Consider the following 13970-nt stretch of genomic DNA (forward strand, 5'->3'; position numbering starts at 1 on the left):
GGCGCGTCGTGTGGTCAGGTAGGCAGCTCGGCCGCTCCGCGCTGGCGCCGGTCGCGGCGGCTATTCCTACGCAAAGAAAACCCGCGCAAAGAAAAGGCCTCCCGAAGGAGGCCTCTTTCAGTTACTGCAGCGGGATCAGACGCTGTAGTACAGATCGTATTCCAGCGGGTGCACGAAGGTACGCACCTTGATCTCTTCCTCGGACTTCAGCTCGATGTAGGCATCGATGAACTCGTCGGTGAAGACGCCGCCCTTGGTCAGGAACGCGCGACCGGCGTCCAGGGCTTCCAGGGCTTCCTTCAGGCTGCCGCAGACCTGGGGGATCTTCTTGCCTTCTTCCGGCGGCAGATCGTACAGGTTCTTGTCGGCGGCATCGCCGGGGTGGATCTTGTTCTGGATACCGTCCAGGCCGGCCATCAGCAGGGCGGCGAAGCACAGGTAGGGGTTGGCAGCCGGATCCGGGAAGCGGGCTTCGATGCGGCGGGCTTTCGGGCTCGACACATAGGGGATACGGATGGAGGCGGAGCGGTTACGGGCCGAGTAGGCCAGCATGACCGGAGCTTCGAAGCCGGGCACCAGACGCTTGTAGCTGTTGGTGGACGGGTTGGTGAAGCCGTTCAGCGCCTTGCCGTGCTTGATGATGCCGCCGATGAAGTACAGGGCGGTATCAGACAGGCCGGCATAGCCTTCGCCAGCGAAGGTGTTCTTGCCATCCTTGGAGATGGACATGTGCACGTGCATGCCGGAGCCGTTGTCGCCGTACAGGGGCTTGGGCATGAAGGTGGCGGTCTTGCCGTAGGCATCGGCCACGTTGTGCACGACGTACTTCAGGGTCTGGGTCTCGTCGGCCTTCTTGACCAGGGTGTTGAACTGCACACCGATCTCGTTCTGGCCAGCGGTCGCCACTTCGTGGTGGTGGACTTCCACGACCAGGCCCATCTCTTCCAGGGCGTTGCACATGGCGGTACGGATTTCGTGGTCGTGATCGACCGGCGGTACCGGGAAGTAGCCGCCCTTGACGCCCGGACGGTGGCCCTTGTTGCCGGATTCGAAGTCGGCATCGGTGTTCCAGGACGCCTGCTCGGAGAAGATCTTGAACATGGAGCCGGAGATGTCCGACTTGAACTTCACTTCGTCGAAGATGAAGAACTCGGGCTCCGGGCCGACGAACACGGTGTCGCCGATACCGGTGGACTTCAGGTATTCCTCGGCAGCACGGGCGATACCGCGGGGGTCGCGCTCGTAGGGCTGCATGGTGGAGGGTTCGATGATGTCGCAGACCAGGATCAGGGTCGGCTCTTCGGTGAAGGGATCCAGAACGGCGGTGCTGTCGTCGGGCAGCAGGATCATGTCGGAGGCTTCGATGCCTTTCCAGCCGGCGATGGAGGAGCCGTCGAACATCTTGCCGTGGGCGAAGAAGTCTTCGTCCAGCGCGTCACGCGCCGGCATGGTGACGTGTTGCTGCTTGCCTTTGGTGTCGGTGAAGCGCAGGTCTACCCACTTCACGTCGTTTTCTTTGATCAGTTGAACAGCCTTCGACATGGTTTCCTCCAGAGGAATTTCGGCCGGGAGCGGTTGGCGGTACTCCCGGTATCAGCTGTGCCCTTGAGGGGCGCTTCCGTACTGCCTGGTCCACGACCGGCGTTCCACGAAAAGCGCCCTATGCTGGCCCAGGGGCGGCTGCCTCACAAGAGAGCAAGTTGTATGCCAGTGCCCTTAAATGGGCTGGAGGCCCTTCCTGACGCCTGTCGTGCCGTTTTCAGGCCAATCAGCGACGCATCAGCGCACCAATTTGGTGCTTTCTAATTCATCGCTGCACCTAAATGGCGCCTCAAGTGATTTTGTCGGCTGGATTCGAGTGCGTGATGGTTTTCAGGTATGATATTGGCCCTTTTCTTTCGCGTTAACCCGCCCCCCGTTTCCCGCTCATGAAGCTCATCATCAAGGTCTTTCCGGAAATCACCATCAAGAGTCGCCCGGTGCGCAAGAATTTCATTCGCCAGCTGGTGAAGAACATTCGTGTCGTGCTGCGCGATCTGGATCCGGATGTCCGCGTGGAAGGGGTCTGGGACAACATCACCCTGGAGACCGCGCTAAGCGAGCCGCGGCTGCTGGCGGACATGAAGCAGCGCCTGGCCTGCACCCCGGGCATCGGCCAGTTCCTCGAGGTGCACGAGTATCCGCTGGGTGACTTCGAGACCATCCTGGAACTCTGCGTGCGCCACTTCGGCGAGCGGGTGCGCGGCAAGGTGTTCTCGGTGCGCTGCAAGCGTGCCGGCCGCCATGACTTCTCCTCGATGGACGTGGAGCGCCATGTCGGTGGTGGCCTGCGCGAACGCTGCGGCGGCGCCGGCATCGCCCTGAAGAATCCCGAGGTGAACGTCCGCCTGGAGATCCGCGACCAGCAGCTGTTCATCATCGACGAGCACCACGAAGGCCTGGGCGGTTATCCGCTGGGCGCCCTGGAGCAGGTGCTGGTGCTGATGTCCGGTGGCTTCGACTCCACCGTGGCCGCCTACCAGATGATGAGACGCGGGATGGTCAGCCATTTCTGCTTCTTCAATCTCGGCGGGCGAGCCCACGAACTGGGCGTGATGGAAGTGGCCCACTATCTCTGGGAAAAGTACGGGCGCTCCCAGCGCGTGCTGTTCATCAGCGTGCCCTTCGAGGAAGTGGTGGGGCAGATCCTCACCCAGTGCGACGACAGTCACATGGGCGTGATCCTCAAGCGCATGATGCTGCGCGCGGCCAGTCGCATCGCCGAGCAGTTGCAGATCGAGGCGCTGGTAACCGGCGAAGCCGTCTCCCAGGTCTCCAGCCAGACCCTGACCAATCTCGCGGTGATCGACAAGGCCACCGATACCCTGGTGCTGCGCCCGCTGCTGGCCAGCCACAAGCAGGACATCATCGACACCGCCCAGCGCATCGGCACCGCCGACTTCGCCAAGCACATGCCCGAGTACTGCGGCATCATCTCGGTGAATCCCACCACCAAGGCCAAGGCCCTGCGGGTGGAGCACGAGGAAGGCAAGTTCGACCTGGCGGTGCTCGACGCCGCCCTGGAACGCGCACGCTTCATCACCGTCGACAAGGTGATCGAGGAACTGGGCAAGGACGTGCAGGTGGAAGAGGTGGACCAGCCGCTGCCCGGGCAGATCGTGGTGGACATTCGCCATCCCGACGCCCAGGAAGACCTGCCGCTGGAGCTGCCAGGCATCGAGGTGCAGACCATGCCGTTCTTCGCGCTCAACAGCCGTTTCAAGGAACTGGACGAGAATCGCCAGTACCTTCTCTATTGCGACCGCGGGGTGATGAGCCGGCTGCACGCCCATCACCTGCTCACCGAAGGGCACGCCAATGTGCGCGTTTATCGTCCGGCCTAAGCAGCCGGGCCTGCTGGGTGGCAGTATCCGCCACCGCCCTCCCGACCTCTTCTAGCCTGCCGGCCACATACCGGTCGGCCGCGTTTCGCGCCTTTGCAATCTCCGGCTGTCAGCCTGCTGGCTGAAGCTCCTTCATTTCTATACCGAGAACACCACTGTGATCGAGAATCTACGCAACATCGCCATCATCGCGCACGTCGACCATGGCAAGACCACCCTCGTCGACAAGCTGCTGCGCCTGTCCGGCACCCTGGACCGCAAAGAAGCGGAAAACGAGCGGGTGATGGACAGCAACGACCAGGAAAAGGAACGTGGCATCACCATCCTGGCCAAGAACACCGCGCTGAAGTGGGGCGACTACAACATCAACATCGTCGACACCCCCGGCCACGCCGACTTCGGTGGCGAGGTGGAGCGTGTGATGTCCATGGTCGACTCCGTGCTGCTGGTGGTCGACGCCCAGGACGGCCCCATGCCGCAGACCCGCTTCGTGACCCAGAAGGCCTTCAAGGCCGGTCTGCGTCCGATCGTGGTGGTCAACAAGATCGACCGTCCCGGCGCGCGTCCGGACTGGGTCATCGACCAGATCTTCGACCTGTTCGACAACCTCGGCGCGACCGATGAGCAGCTGGACTTCCCGATCGTCTACGCCAGCGCCCTGAACGGCATCGCCGGTCTGGACCACGAGAAGATGGACGACAACATGGATGCCCTGTTCCAGGCCATCGTCGACCACGTCCCGGCTCCCCAGGTCGATCTGGACGGCCCCTTCCAGATGCAGATCTCCCAGCTGGACTACAACAGCTTCCTCGGCGTGATCGGCATCGGCCGCATCGCCCGTGGCCGCATCAAGGCCAACACTCCGGTCGTCGCCATCAGCGATGACGGCAGCAAGCGCAACGGTCGTATCCTCAAGATCATGGGCCACTCCGGCCTGCAGCGCGTGGAAGTGGCCGAAGCCGAAGCCGGCGACATCGTCTGCGTCTCGGGCATGGACGAGCTGTTCATCTCCGACACCCTGTGCGATCCGCAGAACGTCGAAGCGCGCCCGCCGCTGACCGTCGACCAGCCCACCGTGAGCATGACCTTCCAGGTCAACGACTCGCCGTTCGCCGGTCGTGAAGGCAAGTTCGTCACCAGCCGCAACATCAAGGACCGTCTGGAGAAGGAACTGCTGCACAACGTGGCCCTGCGCGTCGAGCCGGGCGAGTCGGCCGAGAAGTTCAAGGTTTCCGGGCGTGGCGAGCTGCACCTGTCGGTACTGATCGAGAACATGCGCCGCGAAGGCTTCGAGATGGCCGTGGGCCGTCCGGAAGTGGTGATCATCGAGAAGGACGGCGAGAAGCAGGAGCCCTACGAGAACGTCACCATCGACATCGAAGAGCAGCACCAGGGCTCGGTGATGGAGCAGATGGGTCTGCGCAAGGGCGATCTGACCAACATGATCCCCGACGGCAAAGGCCGTATCCGCCTGGAATACACCATCCCGGCGCGTGGCCTGATCGGCTTCCGTAACAACTTCCTGACCCTGACCTCGGGCAGCGGCATCCTGACCTCGACCTTCAGCCACTACGGCCCGATCAAGGCCGGCGAAGTGAGCAACCGTCAGAACGGCGTGCTGGTGTCCATGGCCACCGGTACCGCGCTGACCTACTCGCTGGAAACCCTGCAGAGCCGCGGCAAGCTGTTCCTGGCTCCGGGCGACGAGATCTACGAAGGCCAGCTGTGCGGCATCAACAGCCGTGACAACGACCTGGTGCTCAACCCCACCAAGGGCAAGAAGCTGGACAACATGCGCGCCTCGGGCAAGGACGAAGTCATCGCCCTGGTGCCGCCGATCAAGTTCACCCTCGAGCAGGCGCTGGAATTCATCGCCGACGACGAGCTGGTGGAAGTGACGCCCAAGTCCATCCGTCTGCGCAAGAAGTACCTGAACGAGAACGACCGCAAGCGCTTCGAGCGTTCCAAGGTCTGATCCCGCCCGGGTAGTACAGGAAAGCGCCTTCGGGCGCTTTTTTGTTGGCTGTTTTTCAGCAGGTGCCGCGCGTGGGACTGGCGGCTCTGCTAGCGTTTGTCTTACGGTCGCGCCACCCGGAACGGCCTCTTCTGCAGGATGCTGCCATGCTCAAGAACACCCTCGTCGCCGTCTTGACCCTGACCGGTCTCTTCGGTCTCGCCACTGCCCAGGCCGCCGGTTGCGGCACGCCGCGCAACGCCTTCGATACCGTCTACTGCGCCAGCAACCTGTTCGCCCAGAGCGACAAGTCGCTGAACCAGACCTATGGCGAACTGCGCAAGCAGCTGTCGGCCGATCAGCAGGCCGTGCTCAAGCAGCGCCAGCTGGCCTGGATCAAGCAGCGTGACAGCCAGTGCGCCCGCGAGGAAGCCGATGGCTACTTCGTCAATCTGGACTGCGCCGTCAGCCTGACCGAAAGCCGCCTGGAGACCCTCAAGGAGCGCCTGCGCGAGTGCGCCAGTACCGGCTGTGAGGCGGGCAAGCTGGGGCAGTGAGGTGAGCCGCGGGAGCGGGATCCGGCGGTTCCCTCTCCCCAACCCTCTCCCAGAGGGAGAGGGGGAAAAGCGGCCTAACGCTCTTGCCATTCGGGCCATCCTTTCCCCAACCCTCGCCCAGGGGGAGAGGGGGAAAAGCGGCCCAGCGTTCTTGCTATTCGGGCCTCCCTCACCCCAACCTTCTCCTAGGGGAAGAGGGGAAAGCGGCCCTGCGTAGGTTGGGCTGAGCGCAGCGAAGCCCAACACTCCTATCATCCAAAGGTGTTGCGGCCCTGGGCAGGGCTTGAGGTGCGAGCGCAACCGCATCAGCGTCCCGCTGCCCATCACCTGAGCGACCGCTCTGGCCCCTGCCTTTCAGCACTGCAACGAACGTCTCGTACTTTTTTGTTCACATCCGGATACAGGGACACAAAAACCGTCTAGCGTGAGACGACACGCCCTGACGCGTGCTCCGATAACAACAATCTAGGATGCAGGCATGACATCTTTTCTCAGGCAACGCCTGCCGCTGGCCATCGCCCTGGCGACGGCGCTCGCGGCAACCGCCCAGGCGGCTCCCAATCCCTACAGTGGCTTCACCGTGTTCGGCGACAGCCTGCTCGATGCCGGGCAATTTCCCGACACCGGGATCAACGGCGCCAGCCTCAGATTCACCAACCGCGTCGGACCCGGCTACAGCCCGGCGAGCGGCGCGGTGACCGGACCGGTATCCTCGATCCTGCTCGGCCAGCAGTTGGGCTTCGACGTCCGGACCCTGGACGCCTCTACCTCGCTGATCAATCAGCGGATCGGCCTGAGCGATGGCGACAACTGGGCCACGGGCGGCTACACCACGGCGCAGATCCGCGACTCCATCACCGCCCGCAATGGCTCGGTGGTGGCGGTAGGTGGGCTGACCCTGCGCAGCCGCGATGGCTACCTGCCCGGGCTCGCCAGCCAGGGGCTGAGCCTGGATCCCAACACCCTGTTCTACATCAGCGGCGGCGGTAACGACTTCCTCCAGGGGCTGGTCACCTCGCCGGCCACCGCGGCGGCTGCGGCCAATCGCCTGGGTGACGGCGTCGCCGCGCTGCAGCAGGCCGGCGCGCGCTATATGGTGGTCTGGCTGCTGCCGGACATCGGCCAGACCCCGGCCCTGGCCGGTTCGCCGCAACAGGCGGCCAGCTCGGCCCTGAGTCGGGTCTACAACCAGGCCCTGGTGGCGCGCCTGGCCGGCATCGACGCCGAGATCATCGGCCTCAACGTGCCGCAGCTGCTCGCCGAGGTGGTGGCCGAGCCGGGGCGCTATGGGCTGGCCAGCGGACAGAATCTCACCGGCACCTGCTTCAGCGGCGACAGCTGCACCCGCAACGCTACCTACGGCCTAGGCGCGGCGGCGGCCGATCCCAGCCAGTTGCTGTTCAACGATCGCGTCCACCTGACCATCACCGGTCAGCGACTGATCGCCGACTACGCCTATTCGCTGCTGGCGGCGCCCTGGGAGGTCACCCTGCTGCCGGAGATGGCCCAGTCCACCCTCAGGGCGCACCAGGACGGCCTGCACCAGCGCTGGCTGGGCGATTGGCATGCCTGGCAGCCGATAGGTCGCTGGCAGGGCTATGTGGATACCAGCGCGCGACGCCTGGACGTCGACGACCAGCGCAGCACCGCCGGCGGCGATGGCAACGGCTACAGCCTGGACCTGGGCGGCAGCTATCGGCTCAGCGAGGAATGGCGCCTCGGCGTCGCCGCCGGGGTCGCGCGGCAACACCTGGAACCCGGCGCGGCCGATTCCAGCTATCGCCTCAACAGCTATCTGCTCAGCGCCTTCGCCCAGTACCAGGGCGAGCGCCTCTGGGGCGATCTCACCGCCACCGGCGGACGGCTGGACTACGACGACCTGAGCCGGCGCTTCGCCCTCGGCCCGACCACCCGCAGCGAGCAGGGCGATACCGACGGCGATCTGCGCGCCCTCTCGGCGCGCCTGGGCTATGACCTGGCAGCGGCCGGCAGCCCTTGGCACCTGAGTCCCTATCTCAGCGCCGACTATGCCCGCGTCCAGGTGGATGGCTATCGCGAGCGCGGCAACGATGCCACGGCGCTGGAGTTCGACGACCAGTCGAGCACCTCGCGGCGCCTCGGGCTCGGCCTGCAGGGTCGTTGGCAACTGGCACCGGCCACGGCGCTGTTCGCCGACCTGGGTCGCGAGCGGGAATTCGCCGACGGCACCCGCGATGTGAGCATGCGCCTGAACAGCGTGCCGGGTCTGGACTACACCCTGGATGGCTACCAGCCCGACAGCGAGCGCACCCGCCTGAGTCTGGGCGTGGTCCAGCGGCTGACCCCGGAGCTGACCCTGCGCGGCGGCTACAGCTATGCCGGCGCGGGCGATACCCAGCAGCAGGGCGTGGGGCTGGGCCTGTCGCTGGATTTCTAAGCGTCGCTCGACCTGGATAACGGGCGCCGACCTTGTCAGCGCGCGTTATCCCTAGACCCGGCTGGGATCACCCAGCCGTTGGCGTTGCCAGTCGCGCAACTCGTCCAGACGCCGCGGCGGGCAGACCAGAAAGCCCTGCAGCAGATCGCAACCGGCCTGCTGCAGGCACAGCTGCTTGAGCTCGGTATCCACGCCCTCGGCGATGACCTGGGCGTCGCGGGCATGGCAGAAGGCGATCAAAGCATCCAGGCTTGCCTGGTTACCGGGCTGGCTGAGGCGCTCGACGATGAGCCGGTCGAACTTGATGGTGTCGGCGGGATAGTCGGTGACCTGCTGGATGGAGGTGTAGCCGACGCCGAAGTCGTCGATGGCCACGCGAAAGCCCTCGGCGCGCAATTCGTGCAGCAGCCCCAGGGTGCGCTCGTTCAGCTCGGCGGCGAAGGTCTCGGTGAATTCCAGTTCCAGATGGCCCGGATCGACGCCGTGGTGGCGCACCCGCTCGCGCAGATAGGGCACGATGTCGGCCTGATCCAATTGCGCGGATGACAGGTTGACGGACAGCACCAGATCGCTGCCCAGCACCTCCTGCAGCGCCCGATACTCGCGGCAAGCCTGGTCCACGACCCACCGATCGATCCAGCGGAAATGCCCCTGGCGTTCGGCGATGGGGATGAATTCCGCCGGCGATACCGGACCCAGGCGCGGTGAATTCCAGCGCAGCAGGGTTTCGGCGGAGCGTACCTGGCCGCTGCTGTCGACCGCCGGCATGTAGACGAGGTGGAATTCCTCGTCCGGATTCATTCGCCGCAGGTGCTCGTCCAGCAGATCGTAACGGCGTTGGCGCGCGGCCAGCTCCGGGGTGAAGTGCACCAGGCGGTTGCCGCCTTCGTTCTTGGCCCGGTTCAGAGCCAGGTCGGCCTGGGCCAGCAGGTCGGCCAGGTCCAGCGGGGCCTCGGGGGTCGCCAGGCCGATGCTCAGCGTCACCGCATAGCGACGCTCGCCAACCAGGGTGCCGTTGTCATGGTTCTGTTGCAGCTGTTGGCCCAGGGCGAGGGCGTCGGTCTCTGCCGCCGGGCCGCGCAGCAGGATGGCGAATTCATCGCCCGCCAGCCGCGTGAGCACCAGCTCGTTGCCCGTCTGATAGGCCTCGAGCTGTTGCTGGGTCTGCTGGGCCACGGCCTGCAGCAGCTCATCGCCCACCTCGTGGCCGAAGCGGTCGTTGACCGACTTGAAATGATCGAGGCCGAAATAGAGCAGGGCGATGCCGCGGCCGTCCGGCTTGCCCGCCAGCCAGGATTCACCCATGAGCTGGAAGTAGCGGCGGTTGCCGATCTGGGTGAGGACGTCGGTGCGCAGGGCCGTGCGCAACTGCGCCAGGATGGCCAGGTTGTTGTCGTGCAGGCGCTTCATGTTGGCGCCCAGATGGCCGATCTCACCGGGCTCGTCGCCGGTTTCGAGCGCCTGGCGCTGGCCTTCCAGCACCTCGGTGAGCTGAGTGTCCAGCCGCGCGATGGGCCGGGTGATATAGCGGCGGATTAGGACGATCAGTACCAGGATGCAGGCCAGGGTCACCAGCAGGCCGCCGCTGAAATAGGCGATCGCCAGGCGGCGCAATTGCTTGTCCAGGTGCCCCGGGTCTGGGGTCAGGCGCACATAGAGATCGGGTGACAGGCGCACGACAGCGGTGAAATCGCTGGTGCGTACGGGCAGCGTCCGGCTGAATTCCAGGGGCGCGCCATAGCTCTGTTCCAGGGTACGGCGCATGGCCTCCATCCGGTCCGGGCTGACCGCCAGTTGCAGCGTCATCGCCAGGCCGCGCTGACCCAGCAGGGGTGGTCCGGCCGTGCTCGGCAGCAGCGAGGTGGTCGCCACCAGCAGCGATCGCCCCTGTTCGTCGAGCAGGTAGTCACGCCGCTCCAGCGGGCCGCTCGGCTCGTGAGCCAGGCGTTCGAGCAACTGCCGCTGGGCGCCGGTCAGCTGGGCGAAGGGATCACCACTGCGTTCGTAGTAGTAGGCCAGGCTGAGATCGGGGCGGGCGATCGCCAGGGAGATGTGGCTGGGCGCATCGTCGCCGGCCAGCTGGCGCACCGCCAGTTGCAGTTGGGTACCCAGGGCTTCGTTGCGATAGGGCACCTTGGTCTGCCGCAGAAAGTTGCCCAGGGCGGCGCTGTTGGACAGGGCATAGAGCAGATTGCGGCTGAAATGGTCGTACTCGCGGTAGGTGGTTTCCAGCGCCGCCAGGTCGTGGTTGACCCGCGAGCGTTCGAGGCCGATCACCGCTTCGCGCTGCACCGTGTAGCCCAGCCCCACCAGGGTTAGCATGCAGAGCAGGGCGACCGGCAGGATCAACAGCAGGGCGCGTCTATTGAGCGTCATGGCCACCTACCAGGGCACTGCCAATGCGTTGCCGGGTCTGGAAGGTGTCGGGCGGACCTTCGCGAAAGACCTGGCTGCGGGCGAGGACGTCCTCGGGGGGAAAGAGGCTGGGGTCCTGACGCAGGTCTGCCGGCAGCAGGCGCAGGGCCCCCGCATTGGGGGTTGCCAGATGCAGTTCCTCGGTCGCCAGCACGGCATTGCGCGGTTCGTTGAGAAAATCGATGAAGCGCCAGGCGGCGGCCTGGTGCCGGGAGCTGCTGAGCAGTGCCACGCAGTCCACCCACAGCAGGCTGCCTTCGCGAGGTGTGGTGAAGCGCCAGGGCTGCCCGGGCGTCGCGGCATTGAGCAGGTGCTGGTCACCGCTGTAGCCCAGCGCCAGCTCGATGCGATCAATGTAGGCCGGATTGTGCAGGGCGCTGACCACGTACTGATAGGTCAGCACCGCCGGTGCCTGGGCCTTGAGCAGGGCGAAGCTGCGTCTGAGCAACTCGGGATCGTCGCTGTTGATGGCGGCGCCCAGAGTGATCAGGGGCGCCACCAGCAGGTCGTCGTGGTCTTCGAGCATGGCGATATGGCCGTGCAGGGTCGGCTCCGGCTGCAGCAGCGGCAGCCAGGACGTGGGCGTCTGGGCCAGGCGATCGCTGCGATAGAGCAGGCCCAGGGTGCCCCAGACGTAGGGCACGGCATAGTCGCCGCAGCTCTGGCGCCAGCGCGGATCAAGCTCGCTCAGATGGGGCAGGCGCTGGGGATCGATGCGCACCAGCAGGCCGTCCTGGCCGAGGCGGGTGGCGCTGACCTCGTTGATCACCACTAGGTCGAGATCGACATCGCCGCGCGCCAGGGTGGCGTCGCGCACGTCGCTGCTGTCGAAATAGATTTCCTGCAGGGGGGGATGGGTCTTGGCCCAGCGCTGCAGCAGGGTGCCGCTGAAATAGCCTTCCCAGGTATAGAGCCGCAACGGGTCGGCAGCCGTCACGGGTGATGCAGGCAACCCGATGAACACCAGGCTGCAGACAAGGGGGAGGCAGTAGCGCATGCGGACGACTCGGCGGCAAGGACTGACTTGAATATGAGGGGCCGAAAGGCCCTGACGTTCACCCCGGAAACGTCAGGGCTCTTGCCAGTCTAGAAGTCCTCTGCGTATTCGCCAGCCGCAGGCGCTGTATAGTGCTCGCGCTGAGCCCTAAGTCCCCTCAGTTCTGCAGCGGCGCCACCCCGGCGCGCTGATGGGCGCGGGTCCAGGGATTCTGCTCGTCGGCGAACTTCACCGCCAGCCGTTCCAGCACCCGTTGCGTCGGCGCGTTGGTGCCATGCAGCAACAGCAGGGGCAACAATAGCAGGCTGGCGCCCAGGGCGGCCTGGCGTGGCTTCAGGTTGACCTCCTGGCCACGCAGCAGCCAGAGCAGCGTGCCGCTGGCGGCATAGCCGATGGGCAGGCCGGTCACCACTTCCGAGATCGAGTGATAGCCCAGCACCACCCGCGAGACGGCGATGAGCAGGGCGCACAGCGCGCCCAGGGCGGCCGCGGTCAGCCGTAGCGACGGTCGCGCCCGACTGGCCAGCAGCCAGCCCAGCACTGGCAGCACGCTGCCCACCAGCATGGAGTGGCCGCTGAATCCGGTGAAATCCAGACGCGGAATGCCCAGGCCCCAGCCGAAGAAGGCGATCTTGGACAGGGCAACGCTGAGGCTGGCAGCACCAAACAGCAGCAACCAGAGCAGCGCCGCCCGCGCGGACAGGCCGGCCAGCAGCCAGAGCGCGATCAGCACGGCGCAGGGGAGCATCACCGAGGAATCGCCGAAGTTGGTGATGAACAGCCACATGGATAAGCAGACTCCTGGAGAAGACGAGGCATTCTGACCACCGGACGCCCAGAGGTTGCATCGCGCGTGCCAGCCTGTGGACTGGCGCAAGAAAGCGCTGGGATCCCGGTTGCAGACCCAGAAAAAAGCCCCGGCACCGGCGGTGGCGGGGCTCTTTGCCGGGAGGCGTCTTACAGACCGGCAGCGGCGCGCAGGGCGGCGGCGCGATCGGTACGTTCCCAGGTGAAGGTGGTGAAGGTGTCATCGCCCACGGTGATTTCCTGGGGATGGCGACCGAAGTGACCGTAGGCCGCGGTGGCCCGGTACATCGGGTGGAGCAGGTCGAGCATGGTGGTGATGGCGTAGGGGCGCAGGTCGAAATGCTCGCGCACCAGCTGCACGATCCGCTCGTCGCTGATCTTGGCGGTGCCGAAGGTGTTGATCGAGATGGAGGTGGGCTGGGCCACGCCGATGGCGTAGGACACCTGGATCTCGCAACGCTCGGCCAGACCGGCGGCGACGATGTTCTTGGCCACGTAGCGACCGGCGTAGGCGGCGCTGCGGTCGACCTTGGACGGGTCCTTGCCGGAGAAGGCGCCACCGCCGTGACGGGCCATGCCGCCGTAGCTGTCGACGATGATCTTGCGGCCGGTCAGACCGCAGTCACCCACCGGCCCGCCAATGATGAACTGGCCGGTCGGGTTGATGTGGAACTGGGTGTCCTTGTGCAGCAGCTCGGCGGGGATGACGTGCTTGACGATAAGCTCCATCACGGCTTCGCGCAGGTCGGCGTACTTGACCTCGGGATTGTGCTGGGTGGACAGCACGATGGCGTCGATGCCGACCACCTTGCCGCCTTCGTAGCGGCAGGTCACCTGGGACTTGGCGTCCGGACGCAGCCAGGGCAGCAGGCCCGACTTGCGCGCCTCGGCCTGACGCTCCACCAGGCGGTGGGAGAAGGTGATGGGCGCGGGCATCAGCACATCGGTCTCGTTGCAGGCGTAGCCGAACATCAGGCCCTGGTCACCGGCGCCCTGGTCTTCCGGCTTGCTGCGATCGACGCCCTGGGCGATATCCACCGACTGCTTGCCGATGATGTTGATGATGCCGCAGGTGGCGCCGTCGAAGCCGACGTCCGAGCTGTCGTAGCCGATGTCGACGATGACGTCGCGCACCAGTTGCTCCAGGTCGACCCAGGCGGAGGTGGTGACCTCACCGGCGACGATGGCCACACCGGTCTTGACCAGGGTCTCGCAGGCCACGCGGGCGTGCTTGTCCTGGGTGATGATGGCGTCGAGCACGGCATCGGAGATCTGGTCGGCGATCTTGTCCGGATGGCCTTCGGACACGGACTCGGAGGTGAACAGGGAATATTCGCTCATCGAATGGTTCCTAAATTACCAAGGGGTAGGGGCCCGCAGGCCGGTCGAGACAGCAGTTTCCTTGCTGGACATGACGCCCTTGAGCGTCGGGTCCGCCCGC

9 protein-coding genes are annotated in these 13970 nt (G+C 65.4%); 4 read left to right on the plus strand and 5 right to left on the minus strand.

Annotated elements, in window-relative coordinates; translation table 11 throughout:
* Nucleotides 1–135 precede the first annotated feature (135 nt).
* The gene (gene glnA, locus LRS53_RS09025) at nt 136–1542 is read right to left on the minus strand and encodes a glutamate--ammonia ligase (RefSeq protein WP_017639449.1); all 1407 of its coding nucleotides are present in this window, start codon (nt 1540–1542) and stop codon (nt 136–138) included.
* 386 nt (nt 1543–1928) lie between these two features.
* Between glnA and thiI the strand changes: the two genes are divergently transcribed.
* The 4 genes from thiI to LRS53_RS09045 all read left to right on the plus strand — a co-directional run bounded on the left by thiI (nt 1929) and on the right by LRS53_RS09045 (nt 8310).
* Complete coding sequence (thiI, locus tag LRS53_RS09030; RefSeq protein WP_231355676.1) at nt 1929–3383, plus strand: tRNA uracil 4-sulfurtransferase ThiI; 1455 nt, start codon at nt 1929–1931, stop codon at nt 3381–3383.
* Nucleotides 3384–3540: 157 nt separating this feature from the next.
* On the plus strand, nt 3541–5358 hold the full coding sequence (gene typA, locus LRS53_RS09035; protein ID WP_017639451.1) for a translational GTPase TypA: 1818 nt from the start codon (nt 3541–3543) through the stop codon (nt 5356–5358).
* A 146-nt stretch (nt 5359–5504) separates the two neighbouring features.
* Nucleotides 5505–5894, plus strand: coding sequence for a lysozyme inhibitor LprI family protein (locus LRS53_RS09040; protein WP_231355677.1), 390 nt, complete (start codon nt 5505–5507; stop codon nt 5892–5894).
* Nucleotides 5895–6372: 478 nt separating this feature from the next.
* The gene (locus tag LRS53_RS09045) at nt 6373–8310 is read left to right on the plus strand and encodes an autotransporter domain-containing SGNH/GDSL hydrolase family protein (protein ID WP_231355678.1); all 1938 of its coding nucleotides are present in this window, start codon (nt 6373–6375) and stop codon (nt 8308–8310) included.
* Nucleotides 8311–8361: 51 nt separating this feature from the next.
* On the opposite strand, the gene LRS53_RS09050 is transcribed toward LRS53_RS09045, so the two are convergent.
* The 4 genes from LRS53_RS09050 to metK all read right to left on the minus strand — a co-directional run bounded on the left by LRS53_RS09050 (nt 8362) and on the right by metK (nt 13870).
* Nucleotides 8362–10686 (minus strand): putative bifunctional diguanylate cyclase/phosphodiesterase, encoded by a 2325-nt coding sequence (locus LRS53_RS09050; protein WP_231355679.1) that lies wholly within the window; start codon nt 10684–10686, stop codon nt 8362–8364.
* The gene (locus LRS53_RS09055; RefSeq protein ID WP_231355680.1) at nt 10673–11722 is read right to left on the minus strand and encodes a polyamine ABC transporter substrate-binding protein; all 1050 of its coding nucleotides are present in this window, start codon (nt 11720–11722) and stop codon (nt 10673–10675) included. The genes LRS53_RS09050 and LRS53_RS09055 overlap by 14 nt, the downstream gene beginning before the upstream one ends.
* Nucleotides 11723–11879: 157 nt before the next feature.
* On the minus strand, nt 11880–12509 hold the full coding sequence (locus LRS53_RS09060) for a phosphatase PAP2 family protein (protein WP_231355681.1): 630 nt from the start codon (nt 12507–12509) through the stop codon (nt 11880–11882).
* Between the two features lie 170 nt (nt 12510–12679).
* Nucleotides 12680–13870: a methionine adenosyltransferase gene (gene metK / locus LRS53_RS09065; protein ID WP_231355682.1), complete on the minus strand. Its 1191-nt coding sequence runs from the start codon at nt 13868–13870 to the stop codon at nt 12680–12682.
* Between the last annotated feature and the right edge of the window lie 100 nt (nt 13871–13970).

The organism is Pseudomonas sp. PLB05 (assembly GCF_021106615.1).
GTDB classification, from domain to species: Bacteria; Pseudomonadota; Gammaproteobacteria; order Pseudomonadales; family Pseudomonadaceae; genus Chryseomonas; species Chryseomonas benzopyrenica.

Bases quoted from the DNA above. Each gene is read 5' to 3' on its own strand.
- glnA (WP_017639449.1), bottom strand. From the start codon at position 1,542: ATGTCGAAGGCTGTTCAACTGATCAAAGAAAACGACGTGAAGTGGGTA.
- thiI (WP_231355676.1), top strand. From the start codon at position 1,929: ATGAAGCTCATCATCAAGGTCTTTCCGGAAATCACCATCAAGAGTCGC.
- LRS53_RS09040 (WP_231355677.1), top strand. From the start codon at position 5,505: ATGCTCAAGAACACCCTCGTCGCCGTCTTGACCCTGACCGGTCTCTTC.
- LRS53_RS09045 (WP_231355678.1), top strand. From the start codon at position 6,373: ATGACATCTTTTCTCAGGCAACGCCTGCCGCTGGCCATCGCCCTGGCG.
- LRS53_RS09050 (WP_231355679.1), bottom strand. From the start codon at position 10,686: ATGACGCTCAATAGACGCGCCCTGCTGTTGATCCTGCCGGTCGCCCTG.
- LRS53_RS09055 (WP_231355680.1), bottom strand. From the start codon at position 11,722: ATGCGCTACTGCCTCCCCCTTGTCTGCAGCCTGGTGTTCATCGGGTTG.
- LRS53_RS09060 (WP_231355681.1), bottom strand. From the start codon at position 12,509: ATGTGGCTGTTCATCACCAACTTCGGCGATTCCTCGGTGATGCTCCCC.
- metK (WP_231355682.1), bottom strand. From the start codon at position 13,870: ATGAGCGAATATTCCCTGTTCACCTCCGAGTCCGTGTCCGAAGGCCAT.